Source organism: Tsukamurella pseudospumae, assembly GCF_001575205.1.
GTDB classification, from domain to species: Bacteria; Actinomycetota; Actinomycetes; order Mycobacteriales; family Mycobacteriaceae; genus Tsukamurella; species Tsukamurella pseudospumae.
Genome location: NZ_LSRE01000013.1, coordinates 147,102 through 165,830 on the forward strand (window position 1 = coordinate 147,102; position 18,729 = coordinate 165,830).

An 18,729-nucleotide genomic window follows, 5' to 3' on the forward strand; every position below is an offset into this window, starting at 1 on the left:
CACCCGCCTCATGGCACACGCCTCACGGTGACGCCCGGAACCGGTAGCCGAAGCCCCGCACCGTCTCGATGTGGCTCGGGCCGTCGTCGGGGTCGATCTTCGGTCGCAGCCGCAGGATCGCGTTGTCCACCAGGCGGGAATCGCCGAGGAAGTCCTGGTTCCAGGCCAGCGCGAGCAGCTGCTCGCGGCTGAGCACCTGGCCGGGGTGGTCCGCGAAGGCGTACATCAGCCGCTTCTCGGTCGGCGTGAGCGGCAGCGGCGCACCGTCGCGCAGCACCTCCGCGCCGGCCCGGTCGATCACGAGCGGACCGTCGTTCGACGGTGCCGGGCCCGCCTCCGGGGGCGCGCAGGGGACCGAGCGACGCAGCGCGGCCTTGATCCGGGCGTCGAGCACACGGGGGCTGACAGGTTTGACCACGTAGTCGTCGGCGCCGGCCTCGAGCCCGGCGACGGTGTCGATGTCGTCGGAGCGCGCGGTGAGCATGAGGATCGGGACCGTGCTGGAGCGGCGGATCCGGCGGCACACGGCGAAGCCGTCGTCGCCGGGTAGGCCCACGTCGAGGATCACCGCGTCGGCGGCGGCGACGCGCTGCTCGAGATCGTCGGTCGCGGCGCCCAGGTGCTCGACGACGTGGTCGAGCCGGCCGAGCGACAGCACGAGGGCGTCGACGATCGAGGGGTCATCCTCGATGAGCAGCAGCCTGACCACCCGTGAGGCTCCCTTCCACGTCGGACGTCCAGGCCCAGGCCGCCTGACCGACCCGGACCGTCGCGGCGGTTCCCACCGCCACCAGCCATGCTCCCAGGACATCGCCCGGGCGGTGCCACTGTTGGGCGACGACGAGCACGGACACGACGGCGCCGACACTGCCCGCGATCAGGATCGCGAGGCCGCGATAGGGGCGCGCCGCCGAACCGACGAGGATCACCGCCAGCGCGGCCACGACCGCCACGGTGTTCGACGGGAAGGAGTTGAGTTCCGGGCCGATGCCGAACGACGGGCGGTCCAACAGGGCCTTCAGGACGAAGGCGACCGCCACCGTCGCGGTGAGGACGAGCGCGGCGGACACGGCCACGGTCTTCGAGCGGCGGCTCGCGACGACCGCCGCCACGAGGAGACCGCCGACCGCGAGCATCGGCAGTTGGTAGCGGCCCAGCGCGCCCTCGACGGGGTTCTCGACCCCGAACGCCGCGGAGACGATCCGCATGAGTTCGTGGTCGACGTGCTGCCCCGTCGGGGTGCCGACGACCGCGAGGTAGAGCCCGCCGAGGGCCAGCGCGGCGACGACGGCCGTCGTCGCGGCGGTCCAGGGGCGTGTGGTTGCGAACATGACGCCGAGCATTGTGCCCCATGGTCGTCGGGTCTCATCCGTTTCGCACCACGAATGTCACAGCCGTGTCGCAATCCGCGTCGCAAGCACCGACCTCGTGCACAACCCTCCCCTTACGGGAGGGTAGAGTTTCGACCGTTCGCGCGGTGCATCCGCGCACCGTCTCGTCATTCACCCCCGCACTCGGCAGTCGCCGCGAGGTGCGACCGATGTACGAAGGATCCGATCGATGGCAATCGACACGCGCGCGGCGCGGGCCCTACGGGACAGCGAGGTCGTGGCCGCGCTGCGCAGCCCGAAGCGCCTCAAGACCGAGACGCTCGCGGGTCTCGTGGTGGCGCTGGCGCTGATCCCGGAGGCGATCTCCTTCTCGATCATCGCCGGCGTCGATCCGCGGGTGGGCCTGTTCGCCTCGTTCACCATGGCGGTGACGATCGCCGTCGTGGGCGGTCGTCCCGCGATGATCTCCGCGGCCACCGGCGCGGTCGCCCTGGTCGTCGCACCGATCGCGCGCGAGCACGGCCTGGACTACCTGCTGGCGACCGTGATCCTGGCCGGGGTCCTGCAGATCGTGCTCAGCGCCCTCGGCGTGGCGAAGCTGATGCGATTCATTCCGCGATCGGTGATGGTCGGATTCGTCAACGCCCTCGCCATCCTGATCTTCCTGGCCCAGGTGCCGCACATGACCGGCGTGCCGTGGCTCGTGTACCCGATGATCGCGGCAGGCCTGCTCATCATGATCGGCCTCCCGCGCCTCACCACCGCGGTGCCGGCGCCGCTGGTGGCGATCGTCCTGCTGACCGCGGTGACGATGGTCGCCGGCCTCACCGTCCCGAACGTCGGCGACGAGGGTGAGCTACCGAGCACCCTGCCCCAGTGGCTCGTCCCCGACGTCCCGTACGACCTGAGCACGCTGCGGCTGATCGCGCCCTACGCCCTCGCTGTGGCGCTCGTCGGTCTGCTCGAATCGCTCATGACCGCCAAGCTCGTCGACGACATCACCGATACCCACTCCGACAAGACCCGCGAGGGCTGGGGGCAGGGCGTGGCGAACGTGGTGACCGGCTTCTTCGGCGGCATGGGCGGCTGCGCGATGATCGGGCAGACGATGATCAACGTCAAGAGCTCCGGCGCCCGGACGCGGATCTCGACCTTCCTCGCCGGGCTGTTCCTCCTGATCCTGGTCGTCGGCCTGGGAGACCTCGTGGCGCGGATCCCGATGGCCGCGCTGGTGGCGGTGATGGTCATGGTCGCCGTCGGCACCTTCGACTGGCACAGCATCGCCCCGGCGACCCTGCGTCGCATGCCCCGCAGCGAGACCGCGGTCATGCTGGTCACCGTCGCGATCACCGTCGCCACCCACAACCTCGCATACGGCGTGGTCGGCGGCGTCATCGTCGCGACGCTCCTCCTGGTGCGGCGCGTCGCGCACTTCACTGAGGTCGCGCCCGCCGAGTCCGACGTGCCCGGCGTGCGCACCTACCGCGTGCGGGGCGAGTTGTTCTTCGCGTCCAGCAACGACCTGGTGCACCAGTTCGACTACGTGAACGACCCGGATCACGTGATCGTCGACCTGTCCGCGACACACGTCTGGGACGCGTCGACCGTCGCGGCACTCGACGCGATCGAGACCAAGTACCGCGGCAAGGGCAAGACGGTCGAGTTCGTCGGGCTCGACGCGGCGTCCGCGGAGCGGCACGGGCGTCTCAGCGGGCACCTCGGCGGCGAGAACTAGGCTCCCGGCATGGCAGACGCAGCGGAGATCGGCCGCCTCCTCCAGATCGGACAGGTCGCGGAGGCGACGGGGCTCTCGCTCAAGACGATCCGGCACTACGACGAGGTCGGGCTGGTCACGCCGTCCGAGCGGAGCCCGGGCGGATTCCGGCTCTACACCTCCACCGACGTCGACCGCCTCCTGGTGATCCGCCGGATGAAGCCCCTCGGCTTCACTCTCGAGCAGATGCGGGACCTGCTCGCGGCGCTGGACACGCTCGCCGACGACGCGGCGACCGACGCGGTGCGCGCCGACGCGGAGGTCTTCGTCGACCAGTGCTCGGACTCCGCGCAGCAGCGCTGCGCGGAGCTTCGAACGCAGTTGGCGATCGCGGAGGAGTTCGCGAGCACGCTCGCCGATCTCGCCCGGCGGCGCTGACGACCGGGCGGCCACGACCGCTGCGCCCCGGTCGGGTCACCCGAGGACGGAGATGCGCGGCGCCGCGGGGGTGAGCTCCGCAGCGCCGCGCCGGCGAGCCGTCAGGCGTGGGTGAGGGTGTCCGCCTCCACGACCGCCGAGTCCGTCACGCGCAGGACCCGGCCGGACGCGATGTCGAAGAACAGACCGATCACCTCGACCCGCCCCGCCCGGACCTCGTCCCGCACCAGTGGATGCTCCGCCACCGCCGCCACCTGCATCGCGACATTGACCAGCGAGAGCTGATCCGCCTCGCCGAAGCCCAGGCCCGCCGCCGCGCGGCGCACGGGATGCCCCGCACGGAAGGCATTCGTCGACGGTGCCGCGTGCGCGATCCAGCGCTCGATCGTCGGAGGCACCGGGGGCGAGGAGAGCGCGACGCCCATCGCCCCGCACGACGAGTGGCCGCAGACGATGACCTGCCGGACCCCGAGCTCCTCCACCGCGAACGCGAGCGAGGCCTCCATCGACGGGTCCGTGCCCGCGGGCGGCACCAGGTTGCCCACGTTGCGGACGGTGAACAGATCGCCCGGGCCGCTCCCGGTGATGACGTTCGGGACGATCCGGGAGTCGGCGCAGGTCAGGAACAGCGCCTCCGGCCGCTGTCCGCCGCTGAGCTGGTCGTAGTCGTCACTGAGCAGCGCCGCGTGCCGCCGGTGGTACCGGGCGATGCCGTCGGCGAGGCCGCCGCGGGCGTGCGCGCGCCAGGGCAGGAGGCCGCGTTCGGCCGGGCGCTGCGTGGTGCGCCGGGGCGTGCGCGTGGCCGCCGCGTCGAGGGCCGCGCCGCCGAGATCGTCGACGGTGACGGTGCCGCCCGCGGCCCGGTAGCGCCGCGCCCACTCGAGGATCTCCTCCGCCGCAGCGTGATCGAGGAAATCGACGGTCAGCTCGATCGCGACGTCCCGCCCCGGCGGGACGGTGGCGAGCACTCGCGTCAGGCGCGGCAGGGAGAAGAAGGACAGCGTCCCGTCGACGGTGACGTGCCAGCGCCCGGCACCATCGACCGCGGCCTCGATGTGGGCCCGGGCGACGCGCCACAGCACGAGGACCAGCGCAACGACCAGCCCGGCGAGCACGCCCTCGAGCAGGTTCAGGAACAGGACGCCGCCGATGGTGACGCCGTAGACCAGGAGGTCGCCGGTACGGCGGGCGCTGCGGATGTGCGAGATCTTCACCAGCTGCACGCCGATCACGATGAGCAGTCCCGCGAGCGCGGAGGTGGGGATCTTCTCGACGAGACCCGACAACGCGACGGAGAACAGCAGCAGCCAGACGCCGTGCAGGACGGCCGACCAGCGCGTGCGCGCCCCGGCGGCGACATTGGTGGCGCTGCGGACGATGACGCCCGTGACGGGCAGGCCGCCGAGCAGTCCGGAGAGGGTGTTGGCCGCGCCCTGCCCGACCAGCTCGCGGTCGAGGTTCGACTTCGGGCCGTCGTGCATGCGGTCGGTCGCGACCGCCGAGAGGAGCGATTCGACGCTCGCGATGAGCGCCACGGTGAGCACCCCCAGCGCGACCGCGCCCCAGTTCCCGGTCGGCATGGACGGCAGGCCGATCGCGTCGATGATGGAGCCGTTCAGGCGGATCCGCTCGACGCTCATCGGCACCACGAGCGACAGGACGGTCGCGGCGGCCACGGCGACGAGCGCGCCGGGGACGCGCCGCCACGCCGCGGGCAGCTTCGGCCACTCCACCATCACCCCGATCACGACGAGGCCCACGGCGAGGTCCGGCCAGTGCAGCGCGCCGATCCGCGCGGGGAGGTCGAGGAGGTTCTGCAGCACGGAGCTGCGCGACGATCCGCCGAGCAGCACGTGCGCCTGCTGGATCACGATCGTCACGCCGATGCCGGCGAGCATGGCGTGCACCACGACCGGGGAGATCGCGAGTGCGGCGCGGGCGATCCGGCTCAGGCCCAGGCCGATCTGCACCAGGCCGGCGGCGACGGTGATCGCGGTGGTCACCTTCCAGCCGAAGGTCGCGATGAGCTCCGCGACCACCACGGTGAGACCCGCCGCGGGTCCGCTGACGAGCAGCGGCGAGCCGCCCATCAGGCCGCCGACGATGCCACCGACGACGCCCGCGATGAGCCCCGCCATGAGCGGAGCGCCCGACGCGAGCGCGATGCCGAGGGACAGTGGCAGCGCCACGAGGAAGACGACGATCGACGACGGCCCGTCGAATCGCGCTATGTCTCTGAGTTTCTCCTGCATGCACCCCACTGTGGAGGCGGGGTGTGGACGCGTCGCCGCGATGTCGTGAAGATCGCGTGAAGCCGGGGATCAGGGGGCGGGGAGGGTGAAGGCGAACACGGCGCCGCGCCCCTCGCCCTCGGATTCCACCCACATGTGGCCGTCGTGCGCGAGCACGATCGCGCGGCTGATGGTCAGGCCGACGCCGCTGCCTCCGTGGTCCCGGTCGCGCGCGATGTCGGTGCGGTAGAAGCGCTCGAAGATCGATTCGAGGTGGTGCGGCGCGATGCCGTCCCCGTTGTCGGCCACGCGGATCCGGACCCGGCGGTGGGGTGCGGCGTCCGCCCCGAGCTCGACGGTGCCCCCGGGGTCGCTGTGCCGCAGGGCGTTCGACAGCAGGTTGGCGAGCACCTGATCGAGGCGGTGGCGATCGGCGACGAGGGGGCGGCGAGCCGCCGGCGCGACCCGCACGCGCAGCTCCACGCCCCGGTCCGCGTAGCCGCGGCGGGCGGCCGCTGCGGCGGCCTCGAGCAGCTCCGGCACGTCGACGGCCGTCGGCCGCAGGTCCAGTGCGCCCTCCTCCGCGTGCGAGACCGACTGCAGGTCGTCGGTGAGCCGCGCGAGGCGCGTGGTCTGTGCACGGAGCACAGCGAGTGTCGCAGCGTCGGGTTCGACCACGCCGTCCTGGACGGCCTCCAGGTAGCCGTCGAGAACGCTGACGGGCGTGCGGATCTCGTGTGCGAGGTCGGTGAGCAGGCGCCGGCGCTCGCGGTCACTGTGCTCGAGACGCGCCGCCACCGAGCGATCGAGCCGCCTGGCCAGAACGCCGCTCACCGAGATCGACACCACGACGGCGCCGACGAAGCCGGTCAGCGCCGCGAGGACGTTGACCCGCTCCGCCGACTCCCGGCTGAGCACCAGCGGCCAGATCACGAAGTCGACGAGCGCGGTCACCGCCAGCGTCCCCAGCGCCACCGCCATGAGCAGCGGTCCGGGGCTGCGCGGCCGGATCATCCGGGACCCATCCGGTAGCCCACACCGCGGACGGTACGGACGAACCGCGGGTCGGCGGCATCGTCACCGAGCTTGCGGCGCACGCGGCCGACGTGGACGTCGACGAGCCGCTCGTCGCCGACCCAGCCCGTACCCCAGATCGATTCGATGAGCTGCGCCCGGCTGAAGGCCACGTTCGGGCTCCGCGCCAGGGTCGCGAGCACGTCGAACTCGGTGGCCGTCAGCTCCACGGCCTCATCGGCCACCCGGACCTCCCGGGCGATCGGATCGACGGTCAGCGCGCCGAACCGCCGGGCCGCGCCGGCACCGTCGGGCATGGTGCGCGGGCGGCGGAGCATGGCCCGGACCCTGGCCACGACCTCGCGCGGACTGAACGGTTTGACGAGGTAGTCGTCGGCGCCGACCGACAGGCCCACGATCCGGTCGAGCTCGTCGCCGCGCGCGGTGAGCATGATGACGTAGGCGTCGCTGAAGGAGCGCACGGCGCGGCACACCTCCAAGCCGTCGATGCGCGGTAGGCCGATGTCCAGCAGGATGACCGCGGGTTCGAGCTCGCGGGCGAGGGCCAGCCCCTGCTCACCGTCACCCGCGATCGTCACGTCGAATCCGTCCCGCACGAGGTACTCCCGGGTGAGCCGCGCGAGAGCGGGCTCGTCCTCGATCACCAGCACTCTGTGAAGGTCCATGCCGAACATTGTAATATGCGCATGTGACTATTCCTGATCCGCCGGTGGAGGCACCGTCGATCCTCGGAATGCTCGCGTGGGATCCGCCGGCGCTCCCGATCCTGCCGCTGGCCGCGATCGCGGCGGCCGCGCTGTACGTCGCGGGGGTCCGCACGCTGCGCCGGAAGGGCCGGCGGTGGCCGGTCGCGCGCCTCGTGAGCTTCCTGCTCGGCTGCGCGGTCCTCGCCGGGGTGACCGGACTGCGGATCGAGGCCTACACCTGGCACCTGTTCAGCGCGTTCATGTTCCAGCAGCTCACGCTGTCGATCCTGGTCCCGCCGCTACTGATCGGGGGCGCCCCCGGGGTGCTGCTGCTCCGCGCGACGCCGCACCGCGGGCTCGGACGAGTGGTGCTCGGCGCGGCACTGGGGCTCCTGCGCAGCCCCGCGCCGCGGATCCTGCTGCACTCGGCGTTCACCATCCCTCTGTTCCTGGTGAGCTACTACGGTGTCTATCTCGCCGGAGTGGTGGACGCGATCGGCGGGACCCGGGCCGGCCACACCGCGCTGCAGGTCTTCTTCCTCGGGGCGGGGCTGCTGTTCATCATCCCGATCCTGTCGATCGGCCCGCTGCCCGGCCGCGACTCGTGGCTCATGCGCTTCTTCGACATCTTCATCGAGATGCCGCTGCACGTGTTCATCGGCGTGATCCTCATGATGGCGACCACCCCCATGGTCGCCGCGTTCGCCGCACCGCCGACGTCGTGGGGGATCGACCCACTGCGCGACCAGTCCATCGCCGGTGCGCTCGCCTGGTCCTACGGCGAGCCCGTCGCGATGATCACGACCTGCCTGTTCGCCCTGCGCTGGCGCCGGGCCGAGCGGCGGGACGCCGAGCGGGCGGGGGCGGACCGTCGGGAAGCGGACGAGACGAACGCCTACAACGCCTACCTGCGCGAACTCGGCCGCGGCTGAGACCCGCTCGCCGACGGTAGCCTGGCCCCATGCGCCGCGCCCGCCTCATCGTGATCGGCGGCGCCGTGCTCTATTCGACGTGGCTGATCGCGTCGCTGCTCGGCTCGGAGCTCAGCCCGCTGACCTCGTTCGTCAGCGAGGTCGGGGCCTCGGGCCAGCCCTACGCGAAGCTCTTCCGTGCGACGGATCTCCTGGCCGGCACCGCCTTCGTCGTGGCCGGGGCCCTCGCGTGGCGCGCTGCACGCCCGGCGCCCTGGACGGCCCGAGGGGCGCTGATCGGCCTGCTCGTCCTGGGCGCCGCCACCATGTGCGACGCCCTGATGCCGCTGTCGTGCACCCCGACCGCGGACGCCGCGTGCGCCGCGCGCGAGGCGGCCGGCCTGGTGCCGTTCACGCACGTCGGGCACGCCGTCTCCTCCGGGATCGCGGGCTTCGGCGGCGTGGTCGCCGTCCTCGGCTGGGCACTGTGGCGCCGCGGATCCGGGTTCGACGGCGCCCGGCTCCCCCTGGGCGCCGGCCTCGCATTCCTCCTCGCGACGGCGTGGACGCTCGTCGCGATGCTCGAACCGGCGCTCTACCTGGGGTTGGCGCAGCGGGCGCAGATCCTCGCGCTCACGCTGTGGCTGGTGCTGGTGGCGCTGCCGCCTCGCGCTCGGCCGCGCTGATCACCGAGCCGAGCAGGCCGGGGTAGGCGCGCTCCACGTCGTCGGCCCGCAGCAGCTGCCGGGTGTGGGCGCCCACGTCCTCACGTCCGGTGATCCCGGCCTCGCGGAGCACCTTGAAGTGGTGGCTCGCCGTCGCCTTGGTCACGCCGTCGTAGAGGTCCGCGCACGCCATGGGGCCCCGCTCGCGGTGCAGGCGCCGGACCATCTCCAGGCGCACCGGATCCGCCAGCGCGCTGAGCACGGTGTGCAGCGAGGCGACCTCGATGCCGGAGGCGACTGTGACGTCGATCATGATTCTCGTTCCCTGAGATAATGGTTTGATCCTCGTCGAACCGGGTGTACTGTACGACATGGTTCGACGATCATCGAACTCAACCGTACACCGGAGGCGTCCCCGATGAGCATCACCGAGCAGATCGCACCACCGTCGACTCATGCGCACCCACAGCGCTGGGCCTTCGCTCTCCTGCTCACGCTGCTCGCGCTGGCCCTCGGAGTCTCGGGCCTCCCCTCCCCGCTGTACCCGCTCTACCAGGAGCAATGGCACCTGTCGGCGCTGTCGACCACGGTCGTGTTCGCGGTCTACGCCATCGGCGCACTCGGCGCGGCGCTCACCGTCGGGCCGATCTCCGACGCGATCGGCCGCAAGCCCGTACTACTGGTCGCGGTCGCGACGATCCTGCTCGGGCTGGTGCTGTTCCTCTTCGCGGGCGCCGAATGGCAGCTGATCCTGGCGCGGTTCCTGCACGGCGCGGCGATCGGCTCGATCACCGTGGTCGCCGGGGCCGCCCTCCTCGACGTCCGGCCGGACGACGGTGCCCGCAACGGCATGCTCTCCGGCGTCGCGCTCAACGTGGGCATCGCCGCGACCGCACTCGGCGCGGCGGCCGTGGCCCAGTACGCGCCGCACCCGCTGCGCACGCCGTTCGTGACGATGGGCGTCGTGGTGCTCGCGATCCTCCTCGGCGTCATCGCGCTGATCGAGCCGCACACCGGTCGCACCGGAGGCCGCGTGCGCCTGAGCCGGCCCAACGTGCCGGGCGAGATCGCCTCCGACTTCTGGTTCTCCGGCATCGGGATCATCACGGCGTGGTCGGTGCTCGGCGTCTTCCTCAGCCTGTACCCCGCTCTCGTGCAGCACGTCACGGGGCACCACTCGGTGATGTTCACCGGCGGCCTCGTCGCGGTGATGGCCCTCGCGTCCGCGATCTCGCAGTACATCGGTGGCCGCTACCCGGCGCGTCCCACCGCCGTCGTCGGCGACATCGGCCTGGCGATCTCCCTCGCGCTCGCGGTGTTCGCCGTGCGCGACGGCCACACCTGGCTCATCGTCGTCGACACCATCCTGCTCGGCGCCACCTTCGGCCTGGCCTTCGGTGGTTCGCTGCGGCACCTCGCCGCCGTCGCTCCGGCGCACGCCCGCGGCCAGGTGATGAGCGCGTACTACCTGCTCGGCTACCTCGCGATGGGCGTGCCGACGGTGATCGCCGGCTACCTCGCCACCACCTACAGCACCGCCACGATCTTCCCGTGGTTCGCGGCCGCCGTCGCCGGTGCCTGCCTTCTGGCCGCCGCCATCGGCGTCCGCGGCCGACGGTCCGCCGTGCTCACGTAGGCCGGGTCGAGATCGACGGCCGCACCGATCGGCGGCTGGCGGCTGGCGGCTGGCGGCTGGCGGCTGGCGGCTGGCGGACCATGGGATCGGGTTCGATGGGCGGGAGGACGAACGCGGGGACTCGACGATCCGCTGACTCTCGGATTCTGACCGACATGGACACGCTCCCGAACCGTCGTGCGCCGCACGGGATCTAGCGCCATATGGGGGATCGACGCCTCATGGGGGACACGGCGCCGCGCGGGGGACGGCCGAGCCCCCACCGAACGACTGGCGTGCGATAGGGGTACGAACGCCCGGCGCTCCTTTCGGCGCCGCGCGGGGGACAACGGCGCCGCGTGGGGGACGACGCTTCCCTCGCGAAACGCCGGGCGTCCGATGGGGGTACGAACGCCCGACGCTCCTCTCGGCGCCGCGCGGGGGACGAAACATCGAACTGCGTGATCCCGCCCGTGCCGACCCACCGGCGCTGTCCATCTCGGTCAGGATCCGAGAGTCGCGAGATCGGCTGCGTCCCTCTGTCGTCGGCGCAGAGCGCACGAAGCCATCGCGTGGGTCGCGGGAGACCACCGACACCGGCCTCGCGACCGCAGTCCGCCGCCGGCGGAGTCCGTGGATCAGCCTCCGGGCGTACTCGTCCCGGGCTCACCGGTGGAGGGCACCGTCGACGACGGGGAGGGTGCGGCGGACGAGGTCGGGGCGAGCGGGACACCGTCACCGTCGACGGGCACGGCGCTCCCGGCGACCCAGGTGGACCACGGGACGGACCAGTCGCCGTTCTGCCACTGCTCGAGCGCGGGCCCGCCGGTGTTGCGGACCTCCACCACGTCACCCGGCTGTGAGAGCCCGAAGAACCACTGCGCGTTGGCCGGGCTCAGGTTGAGGCAGCCGTGCGACTGGTTGCTCACGCCCTGCGCCCAGATGTTGTCGAGCGCGTGCAGGTAGATGCCGTCGTTACTGATGCGGGTGGCCCAGCCGATGGTCTGCTTGTAGCCCAGCCGCGAATTGATCGGCAGGCCGTAGGTCGACGAGTCCATGATCACGGGATTCGCCTTGTCCAGCACCGTGTAGACGCCGCGCTGCGTCCAGAAGTGGAAGGTCTTGCCGTTGATCACCTGCTCGCCGCCCTGCCCCATCGACGTGGGCATCGACCGGACCATCTGACCGTTCACGAAGACCTGCACCTGCTTGGTGGTGTCGTCGGCGATGGACACGTGCGACTCACCGATGGTGAACGAGACGGAGACGTCCTTCTCACCCCAGAGCCCGGGGCTGACCTCCTTGCCGAACACGCCCGCCTCGATCGACACCTTCGTGCCGGACGGGTAGTAGACCTTCGGCCGCCACGCGACGGTCTTGTCGGTCGTCCACATCCACGCACCCGGCACCGACGGGGTCGTCGTGACCTTGAGCAGCTTCTGCGCCATCGCGCGGTCCTTGATCGGCTCGTCGAAGTGGACGACCGCGACCTGCCCCACGCCGTAGACGGCACCGTCGTTGAGCGACATCCCGCCCGTGTTCTCGAAGTAGGGCTGGGTCTTGTTCGTCTCGTCGACCTTCACCGTGGAGAAGGTGGCGCGCTTCTCGCGCGGCTGGCCGAGCGTCTCGTACTTCGCGACGAGCGTGTACACGCCGTTGTAGGCGAGCGGCTTCGTGGGCTTCCACGAGAGCAGGTCCGTCGAGAGCTCACCGTCGACCGCGACGCCCTTGTCGTCGGTCAGCGTGACCGAGCCCAGTTTCGCCTTGGCGATCGACACCGTGACCGGGGCGATCGGACTGACGGCCTGCGCACCGTCGGCCGGGTTGACCGTGACCTCCGCCGGATCCGGGGGCGGGCCGGACGGGCCCGCGCTGGCACCCGAGCCTCCCGTATCGCCGATCGTGCAGCCCGCGACCACCACGGGCACCGCGGCCGCGGCACCGATCAGTACCGCGCGCCGGCCGACACGCTCGTTGAACATGCTCACTGAGTTCCCCTCGCCACTTGCCCGCAGTCTAGCGATCGGAAGTGACATCGCCGTTCGGGTAGCACTCGCGGTGCACCGCGTCGGACAGGGGCCGACGCTGCCGCCACCCGAATCGCTCCAGGTCGGGGACGGTCTGGAGCTGGGTGACGGGTCCCACGCAGAGCCATGCGACGACGTGCACGTGTTCCGGCACGCCGACCAGTTCCCGCAGGAAGGGCTCGCGGTAGAAGGACACCCAGCCCACGCCGATGCCCTCCGCCGTCGCGGCCAACCACAGGTTCTGGATGGCCAGCGCCACCGACAGGTGCCCGGTCTCGTCGATCGTGTGCCGGCCCAGGATGTGCGTGCCGCCGCGGGTCGGGTCGTAGGTGACCACGACGCCGGTCCGCGAGGACTCGATCCCCTCGATCGAGATGGGATTGAAGGTGTCCTTCCGGTCCGCGGGCAGGGAGCGCGCGAAGTCCTCGCGGCAGTCGCCGACGTGCCCCGCGAACCGGGCGAGCGTGCCCGGGTCCTGCACCACGACGAAGTCCCAGGGCTGCGTGTTGCCGACGCTCGGCGCGCTGTGCGCGGCGCTGAGGATGCGCAGTAGGCGGTCGTCGTCGATGACCTCGCCCGCGAACTCGTTGCGCACGTCGCGACGGCGCAGGATCGCCTCGAAGACGTCCATCAGGCGTCGCCCGGACCGGACCGCGCGCCCGCCGGGCCGGGCCCGGCGGCACCGTCGGCGACGGCGGCCAGGGCCCCGAGGGACGGACCGGTGAGCCGCTGCGTCGCCCACTCGTCCATGGGCACGGCCCCGATGGACCGGTAGAAGCCGATGGCCGGCGCGTTCCAGTCGAGGACGGTCCACTCGAGCCGCTCGTAGCCGTTGTCCCGGCACTCCTGCGCGAGCGTCGCCAGCAGCTGCTTGCCGTGCCCGCCACCGCGCACGCCGGGGCGCACGTACAGGTCCTCGAGCCAGATGCCGTGCGTGCCGGTCCAGGTGGAGAAGGTGCGGAAGTACACGGCCATGCCGACGACGGTCTCGGTGCCGTCGGCGCCGACCTCGGCGGCGATACGGGCGAAGACCGCCGGCGCGGGCCCGAACAACGCGGCCTGCAGCTGCTCGGCGGTCGCGACCGCGGCGTCGGGCTCCTTCTCGTACGCGGCGAGCTCGGCGATCATGGTGAGGATCTCCGGCACGTCCGCCGGTGTCGCGGGCCGGATCACGAGGCGCCGCCCGATGCCGCTCCACCGGCGGCAGCGGCCTGCGCCGCGATCGCGGGCATCAGGCACTCCCGGACCACCCGACCGGCGGTGTAGGGGTCGTCGAAGCTGATCAGGCCGTCCGGCGCCAGCAGGACCGAGTGCCCGACCCGCGCGAAGATCTCCGCGATCGGTTTGGCGTCGAACTCGGGCAGCTCTCCCTTGGCCTGGAAGCCCTCGATGATGTGCGCGGCGAACTCACGGCCGATCTCGATGAGCATGCCGCCGCCCTGCGCGATCATCGGCAGGCCGACCACGACGTTGCCGTCGCCGATGCCCCGGATCAGGGGCCGACGGTGCGCCTCCCGCAGGAACGTGACGAACCCCTCCGTCAGCGCCTCCTCGACGGTGCCCAAGCCCGTGACCTGCTGTTCGACAGCGCTGAGCAGTTGCTCGGCCTCGTACCGGATGGCCTGCTGGACGAGGTTGTCCTTGCGGTTGAAGCGGCGGTAGACGGTGGCCACGCCGATGCCGGCGAGATTCGCGACGTTCTCCATCGTCGTACGCGAAATACCGACGCTACCGATGCTGGACACCGCCGCAGACAGGATGCTCTGCGCGGTCTGATCGTTTCTGCCGGGACTCACAGCAGCCGATTCTATGCGGTGCGTCGGTTCCGGGGGTTCCCACTAACGGTCCGCGGCATTGATCTTCTATTATTACAAGTGGCGCTCGTAGAAATAGCCCCGGAGAGCCGGGCGTCGGAACCGAGAGGAGCATGGAGCGATGAGCGAAGGCCGGAGCAAGCCGAACGTGCTGCAATTCATTCCGTACGCCTACGGCCGCACGGTCCTGCCCCCGTCGATGCACCCGTGGGTCGCCAACGACCTCGCCGGGCCCGGCGCCGCGATGCGCACCGTCGTGCGGTTCGCGATCCCCTGCTTCCTGATCCTCGTCCCGTTCTGGTTCATCGACACGTCGGTGCTCAACCGGATGACCATGACGCTGCCGATCTTCATCCCGTTCGTCTACTTCTCGATCGCACTGAACAAGATCTACCGGCGCGGGCGGCTGCGGCATCACGGCCTCGACCCCGAGCTCGTCGACGTGATCGCGCGGGAGAAGGAAGCGGACGTGCACGCCGACTACCGGGCCAAGTACGGCCCGCGCGACGACGACTGACGCACCCGCGCCCGGGCGCACGAGTCACCACGAGTCACCGAGAGGCGCCCGTACCCGCCGTGATACGTGACGCACGTCCTACTATCGGGTCCATGGCGCTCACCGACCTCCTCCACACGCTCTCCCAGAAGATCCCGACTCCGCTCGTCGCGGGCGGCGCGAAGCTGCTGTTCGGGCTGCCCGTGTCCGTCAAGCAGCGGCTCGGGACCCCGCAGACCGTCGAGGGCAACGAACTCGGCATCGACTCGCAGATCACGCTCCTGCTGCTGGGCCTGCAGGGCGTCGACGGGCTGTCCGGCGCCCGCGACGTCGCCTTCTCCCGCGTATCGCTGAACAAGCTCGGCCAGGCCGTCGGCACCGGTGCCGGTCCGACGGTCGGCGCCCGGGGCCTCATGGTCGACGGTGCCGCCGGCCCGCTCCCGGCGCGGCTCTACACGCCCGCGGGGCTGGAGGCCGGGTCTCCGCTGGTGGTCTTCTTCCACGGCGGCGGTTTCGTGCTCGGCGACCTGGACTCGCACGACGCGCCCTGCCGGTACATCGCCGACCGTGCGCGTGTGCGCGTGCTGTCGGTCGACTACCGGCTCGCGCCGGAGGCGATCTTCCCCGCGGCCGCCGACGACGCCGTCGCCGCGACGAAGTGGGCCCTGGAGCACGCCGACCAGCTCGGCGCCGACCCCGCGCGGGTCGCCGTGTCCGGCGACAGCGCGGGCGGCAACCTGGCCGCGGTCGCGGCCCGCGAGCTCTCGCTCGAGGGCGGCGCACAGCCCGCCTTCTCGCTGCTGTTCTACCCCGTGACGGGTGCCGATCCGGGTAACCGCAGCCGCGACACCTTCGCCGAGGGCTACTTCCTCACCAAGGCCGACATCGAGTGGTTCCGGCAGATCTACACGCCGGAGCCCGGCCAGGACACGGACCCCAAGTTCGACGTGCGGCACGCCGACAGTCTCGGCGGCATCGGGCGGACCCACGTCGTGGTGGCCGGTTTCGACCCACTGCGCGACGAGGGCGCCGCCTACGCGCAGCGCCTCCGGGACGCCGGAGTGGACGCCACCACGCAGTTGGCACCCGGCTCGCTGCACGGATTCATCAACTCGGTGGGCGTGAGCGCCGACGCCCGCGTCGAGGTCGACGCCGCTCTCGACGTGCTGCGCGATGGCCTTGCAAAACGGTCGTGACAACCGGCCGTGAGCTGCTGCGGATCGACACGACGCAGCGCATCGCAGGAAAGGTGGCACGCGTACGCGTACACCACGTATCGTAGGTTCTGCGGCCGCCATATGACGTCTCCCCCCACGTCGGTGGCTGCGTGATTGAGCCTTGATACCGGTTCCCCCTCCTCCCCCCATTCCGGGAGCCGGTATCAAGGCCTTTCGCGTATTCGGGGGCATCTGCGGATACTGGAGTGGTGACCGACCTCTCCACCCCCGCCCCACCCGCCTCCGCCGCCCCGGAGCCGGGCGGTGTGCAGCGCACCTTCCTCGAGGTCGACGGCATGACCTGCGCCGCGTGCGTCGGGCGGGTCGAGCGCAAGCTCGCCAAGGTCGACGGGGTGCGCGCCGTCGTCAACCTCGCGACGCGGACGGCCACCGTCGAGCATCCGGCCGAGGTCACCGTGCGGCAGCTCACGGACACCGTCGAGGCCGCCGGCTACAGCGCGACCCCGAAGTCGCCCAACCCGCGCCGCGCGATCCTCGCCGAGGAGCGCGAGCGGCGCGACGTGCTGCGCCGGCTGATCGTCTCGCTGGTGCTGTTCGTGCCCGCCGCGGACCTGTCGATCGTGCTCGCGACCATCCCTTCCACGCGGTTCACGGGATGGCAGTGGGTGCTGCTCGCGCTGAGCCTGCCGGTCGTGACGTGGGGCGCCTGGCCGCTGCACAAGCGGGCCCTCCAGGGCGCGCGGCACGGTGCCGCGACCATGGACACGCTGGTGTCGGTCGGTATCACCGCGGCCACCGCATGGTCGGTGGTCACCGTGCTCACCCCGGGGCGGCAGCGCCCCGACCCGCACGGCTTCTGGAACGCCGTGCTCCAGTCCGACCCGATCTACCTCGAGGTCGCGATGGGCGTCACGGTCTTCGTGCTGGCCGGCCGCTACTTCGAGGCGTCGGCGCGCGCGAAGGCCGCATCCGCGCTGCGCGAGCTCGCCACGCGCGGCGCCCGCGAGGTGTCGGTACTGGTCCGCGACGGCTCCGAGCTGCGCATCCCCGTCGGGGAACTGCGCGAGGAGCAGCTGTTCGTCGTGCGCCCGGGCGAGACGATCGCGACGGACGGCACCGTCGAGTCCGGGTCGGCGTTCATCGACAACTCGGCGATGACGGGCGAGTCCCGGCCCGTTCCCGCCGGGCCCGGCAACCGGGTCGTGGGCGGCACCGTCTGTCAGGACGGCCGCCTGACGGTCCGCGCCACAGCCGTCGGCGAGGACACCACCTTCGCGGCGATGCTGCGGCTCGTCGAGGACGCGCAGGCCACCAAAGCGCGGATGCAGCGCCTCGCCGACCGCGTGTCCGCCGTCTTCGTTCCCTGCGTCTTCGCCATCGCGACGCTCACCTTCGTGGGATGGCTGATCGGGAGCGGGTCCATCGATCACGCGGTGAAGGCCGCGATCGCCGTGTTGGTGATCGCCTGCCCGTGCGCGCTCGGGCTCGCGACGCCGGTCGCGTTCATGGTCGCGTCGGGTCGGGGCGCGCAGCTCGGCGTGTACGTCCGCGGCCACCGGGCCCTGGAGGCCACCGAGACCGTCGACACCGTCGTCTTCGACAAGACGGGCACCGTCACCACCGGCGTGCTCTCGGTCGCCGTGGTGAGCGTCGCGCCGGGGTTCACCGAGGACGCGGTGCTACGGCTGGCCGGGGCGGTCGAGAACGCGTCCGAGCACGCCGTCGCGCGCGCCGTCGTGGCGCGGGCGGGCGCCGACCTGCCCGCCGTGGAGGACTTCCGGGCCGTGCCCGGGCTCGGGGCCTCGGGCGTCGTCGGGGGTGCGACGGTACGCGTCGGATCGCCCCGCTTCGTCGCGCCCGGAGCGCTCGGCGGGGCCGTCGCCGCCGCGGCCGAGTCCGGGCGCACCGTCGCCGTCGTGGAGGTCGACGGTGCCGTCGCCGCCGTCCTCGAGGTGGCCGACACGATCAAGCCGGACGCCGCTGCCGCCATCGCGCGGCTGCACGCGGCCGGGATCCGGACCGTCCTGCTCACCGGCGACAACGCCGCCGCCGCCGCGAAGGTGGCAGCGCTCGTCGGGATCGACGACGTGCGCGCCGACGTGCTGCCGGACGGGAAGGTCGCAGCCGTCCGGGAGCTACAGGCGTCGGGCCGGAAGGTCGCGATGGTGGGCGACGGCGTGAACGACGGCCCCGCCCTGGCCGCCGCGGACCTGGGCCTGGCGATGGGCACCGGCACCGACGTGGCGCAGAGCGCCGCCGATGTCGTCCTCATGCGCGAGGAGCTGTCGGCGGTGCCCGACGCGCTGGGCCTGGCCCGCGCGACCCTGAAGACCATCAAGACGAACCTCGTGTGGGCCTTCGGCTACAACGTGGCCGCGATCCCGGTCGCCGTCGCGGGCCTGCTCAACCCTCTCGTCGGCGCCGCCGCGATGGCTTTCAGCTCGTTCTTCGTGGTGTGGAACAGCCTGCGCCTGCGGAAGTTCGGCACGCGGCCGTAGTCGGCGCCGGGCACGCGGAACGACGAGCCGCTGACGGCGGACGAGCGAGCGGCCTGGCGCTGACGCGAGCTGGAGCGATGACCGATCGGA

Annotated in this window: 18 protein-coding genes; 8 read left to right on the plus strand and 10 right to left on the minus strand. The window is 71.8% G+C overall.

Translation table 11 applies throughout. From position 1 onward, the window contains the following. Window positions 1-22: 22 nt before the first annotated feature. Both AXK61_RS11615 and AXK61_RS11620 read right to left on the minus strand, forming a co-directional pair. The gene (locus AXK61_RS11615) at window positions 23-709 is read right to left on the minus strand and encodes a response regulator transcription factor (RefSeq protein ID WP_068573556.1); all 687 of its coding nucleotides are present in this window, start codon (window positions 707-709) and stop codon (window positions 23-25) included. Then, complete coding sequence (locus AXK61_RS11620; RefSeq protein ID WP_139058044.1) at window positions 681-1,331, minus strand: hypothetical protein; 651 nt, start codon at window positions 1,329-1,331, stop codon at window positions 681-683. Before AXK61_RS11620 ends, AXK61_RS11615 begins: the two co-directional genes overlap by 29 nt. A gap of 229 nt (window positions 1,332-1,560) precedes the next feature. Here AXK61_RS11620 and AXK61_RS11625 point away from each other — a divergent pair, with 229 nt between their 5' ends. Next, a complete protein-coding gene (locus AXK61_RS11625; RefSeq protein ID WP_068573554.1) occupies window positions 1,561-3,066 on the plus strand; it encodes a SulP family inorganic anion transporter in 1,506 nt (501 codons plus the stop codon). 9 nt (window positions 3,067-3,075) lie between these two features. After that, window positions 3,076-3,483 (plus strand): MerR family transcriptional regulator, encoded by a 408-nt coding sequence (locus tag AXK61_RS11630; protein WP_068573553.1) that lies wholly within the window; start codon window positions 3,076-3,078, stop codon window positions 3,481-3,483. A gap of 101 nt (window positions 3,484-3,584) precedes the next feature. On the opposite strand, the gene AXK61_RS11635 is transcribed toward AXK61_RS11630, so the two are convergent. The 3 genes from AXK61_RS11635 to AXK61_RS11645 form a co-directional block, all read right to left on the minus strand. Beyond that, complete coding sequence (locus tag AXK61_RS11635) at window positions 3,585-5,735, minus strand: solute carrier family 23 protein (RefSeq protein ID WP_082789317.1); 2,151 nt, start codon at window positions 5,733-5,735, stop codon at window positions 3,585-3,587. Between the two features lie 69 nt (window positions 5,736-5,804). Continuing rightward, window positions 5,805-6,728 carry a sensor histidine kinase gene (locus AXK61_RS11640; protein WP_068573551.1) on the minus strand — a complete coding sequence of 308 codons (924 nt, stop codon included), beginning with the start codon at window positions 6,726-6,728 and terminating at the stop codon, window positions 5,805-5,807. Then, a complete protein-coding gene (locus AXK61_RS11645) occupies window positions 6,725-7,414 on the minus strand; it encodes a response regulator transcription factor (RefSeq protein WP_175400074.1) in 690 nt (229 codons plus the stop codon). The genes AXK61_RS11640 and AXK61_RS11645 overlap by 4 nt, the downstream gene beginning before the upstream one ends. 68 nt (window positions 7,415-7,482) lie before the next feature. Between AXK61_RS11645 and AXK61_RS11650 the strand changes: the two genes are divergently transcribed. Together AXK61_RS11650 and AXK61_RS11655 are read left to right on the plus strand one after the other, a co-directional pair. Beyond that, on the plus strand, window positions 7,483-8,367 hold the full coding sequence (locus AXK61_RS11650) for a cytochrome c oxidase assembly protein (protein WP_082778245.1): 885 nt from the start codon (window positions 7,483-7,485) through the stop codon (window positions 8,365-8,367). A gap of 29 nt (window positions 8,368-8,396) precedes the next feature. Beyond that, on the plus strand, window positions 8,397-9,032 hold the full coding sequence (locus tag AXK61_RS11655) for a DUF998 domain-containing protein (RefSeq protein ID WP_068573549.1): 636 nt from the start codon (window positions 8,397-8,399) through the stop codon (window positions 9,030-9,032). Here AXK61_RS11655 and AXK61_RS11660 read toward each other — a convergent pair. Further along, entirely contained in the window at window positions 8,980-9,324 is a 345-nt protein-coding gene (locus AXK61_RS11660; protein WP_068573548.1) for an ArsR/SmtB family transcription factor, read from the minus strand. The two genes, AXK61_RS11655 and AXK61_RS11660, sit on opposite strands and share 53 nt — an antisense overlap. 105 nt (window positions 9,325-9,429) lie before the next feature. On the opposite strand from AXK61_RS11660, the gene AXK61_RS11665 reads away from it, so the two are divergent. After that, window positions 9,430-10,647, plus strand: coding sequence for an MFS transporter (locus AXK61_RS11665; RefSeq protein WP_068573547.1), 1,218 nt, complete (start codon window positions 9,430-9,432; stop codon window positions 10,645-10,647). A gap of 617 nt (window positions 10,648-11,264) precedes the next feature. Here AXK61_RS11665 and AXK61_RS11670 read toward each other — a convergent pair. Genes AXK61_RS11670 through AXK61_RS11685 form a run of 4 tightly spaced genes read right to left on the minus strand, consistent with a single transcriptional unit; the run spans window position 11,265 to window position 14,449 of the window. Further along, a complete protein-coding gene (locus AXK61_RS11670; RefSeq protein ID WP_068575228.1) occupies window positions 11,265-12,608 on the minus strand; it encodes a L,D-transpeptidase in 1,344 nt (447 codons plus the stop codon). Between the two features lie 34 nt (window positions 12,609-12,642). Then, window positions 12,643-13,284, minus strand: a complete 642-nt coding sequence (bluB, locus tag AXK61_RS11675) for a 5,6-dimethylbenzimidazole synthase (protein WP_068745439.1) — start codon at window positions 13,282-13,284, stop codon at window positions 12,643-12,645. Next, on the minus strand, window positions 13,284-13,826 hold the full coding sequence (locus AXK61_RS11680) for a GNAT family N-acetyltransferase (RefSeq protein ID WP_068745441.1): 543 nt from the start codon (window positions 13,824-13,826) through the stop codon (window positions 13,284-13,286). Before AXK61_RS11680 ends, bluB begins: the two co-directional genes overlap by 1 nt. Beyond that, window positions 13,823-14,449 (minus strand): TetR/AcrR family transcriptional regulator, encoded by a 627-nt coding sequence (locus AXK61_RS11685; RefSeq protein ID WP_197466797.1) that lies wholly within the window; start codon window positions 14,447-14,449, stop codon window positions 13,823-13,825. Before AXK61_RS11685 ends, AXK61_RS11680 begins: the two co-directional genes overlap by 4 nt. 139 nt (window positions 14,450-14,588) lie before the next feature. On the opposite strand from AXK61_RS11685, the gene AXK61_RS11690 reads away from it, so the two are divergent. From AXK61_RS11690 to AXK61_RS11700, 3 genes are all read left to right on the plus strand, one after another. Next, complete coding sequence (locus AXK61_RS11690; protein ID WP_068573543.1) at window positions 14,589-14,984, plus strand: DUF5313 domain-containing protein; 396 nt, start codon at window positions 14,589-14,591, stop codon at window positions 14,982-14,984. Between the two features lie 92 nt (window positions 14,985-15,076). Then, entirely contained in the window at window positions 15,077-16,159 is a 1,083-nt protein-coding gene (locus tag AXK61_RS11695) for an alpha/beta hydrolase (RefSeq protein ID WP_068573542.1), read from the plus strand. Window positions 16,160-16,389: 230 nt separating this feature from the next. Beyond that, the gene (locus tag AXK61_RS11700; RefSeq protein WP_068745518.1) at window positions 16,390-18,639 is read left to right on the plus strand and encodes a heavy metal translocating P-type ATPase; all 2,250 of its coding nucleotides are present in this window, start codon (window positions 16,390-16,392) and stop codon (window positions 18,637-18,639) included. Window positions 18,640-18,729 lie beyond the last annotated feature (90 nt).

Excerpts from the sequence above, each read along its gene's own strand:
- AXK61_RS11655 (WP_068573549.1), top strand. The coding sequence starts at position 8,397 with ATGCGCCGCGCCCGCCTCATCGTGATCGGCGGCGCCGTGCTCTATTCG.
- AXK61_RS11690 (WP_068573543.1), top strand. The coding sequence starts at position 14,589 with ATGAGCGAAGGCCGGAGCAAGCCGAACGTGCTGCAATTCATTCCGTAC.
- AXK61_RS11635 (WP_082789317.1), bottom strand. The coding sequence starts at position 5,735 with ATGCAGGAGAAACTCAGAGACATAGCGCGATTCGACGGGCCGTCGTCG.
- AXK61_RS11695 (WP_068573542.1), top strand. The coding sequence starts at position 15,077 with ATGGCGCTCACCGACCTCCTCCACACGCTCTCCCAGAAGATCCCGACT.
- AXK61_RS11630 (WP_068573553.1), top strand. The coding sequence starts at position 3,076 with ATGGCAGACGCAGCGGAGATCGGCCGCCTCCTCCAGATCGGACAGGTC.
- AXK61_RS11650 (WP_082778245.1), top strand. The coding sequence starts at position 7,483 with ATGCTCGCGTGGGATCCGCCGGCGCTCCCGATCCTGCCGCTGGCCGCG.
- AXK61_RS11665 (WP_068573547.1), top strand. The coding sequence starts at position 9,430 with ATGAGCATCACCGAGCAGATCGCACCACCGTCGACTCATGCGCACCCA.
- AXK61_RS11640 (WP_068573551.1), bottom strand. The coding sequence starts at position 6,728 with ATGATCCGGCCGCGCAGCCCCGGACCGCTGCTCATGGCGGTGGCGCTG.
- AXK61_RS11645 (WP_175400074.1), bottom strand. The coding sequence starts at position 7,414 with ATGGACCTTCACAGAGTGCTGGTGATCGAGGACGAGCCCGCTCTCGCG.
- AXK61_RS11660 (WP_068573548.1), bottom strand. The coding sequence starts at position 9,324 with ATGATCGACGTCACAGTCGCCTCCGGCATCGAGGTCGCCTCGCTGCAC.
- AXK61_RS11625 (WP_068573554.1), top strand. The coding sequence starts at position 1,561 with ATGGCAATCGACACGCGCGCGGCGCGGGCCCTACGGGACAGCGAGGTC.
- AXK61_RS11620 (WP_139058044.1), bottom strand. The coding sequence starts at position 1,331 with ATGTTCGCAACCACACGCCCCTGGACCGCCGCGACGACGGCCGTCGTC.
- bluB (WP_068745439.1), bottom strand. The coding sequence starts at position 13,284 with ATGGACGTCTTCGAGGCGATCCTGCGCCGTCGCGACGTGCGCAACGAG.
- AXK61_RS11670 (WP_068575228.1), bottom strand. The coding sequence starts at position 12,608 with ATGTTCAACGAGCGTGTCGGCCGGCGCGCGGTACTGATCGGTGCCGCG.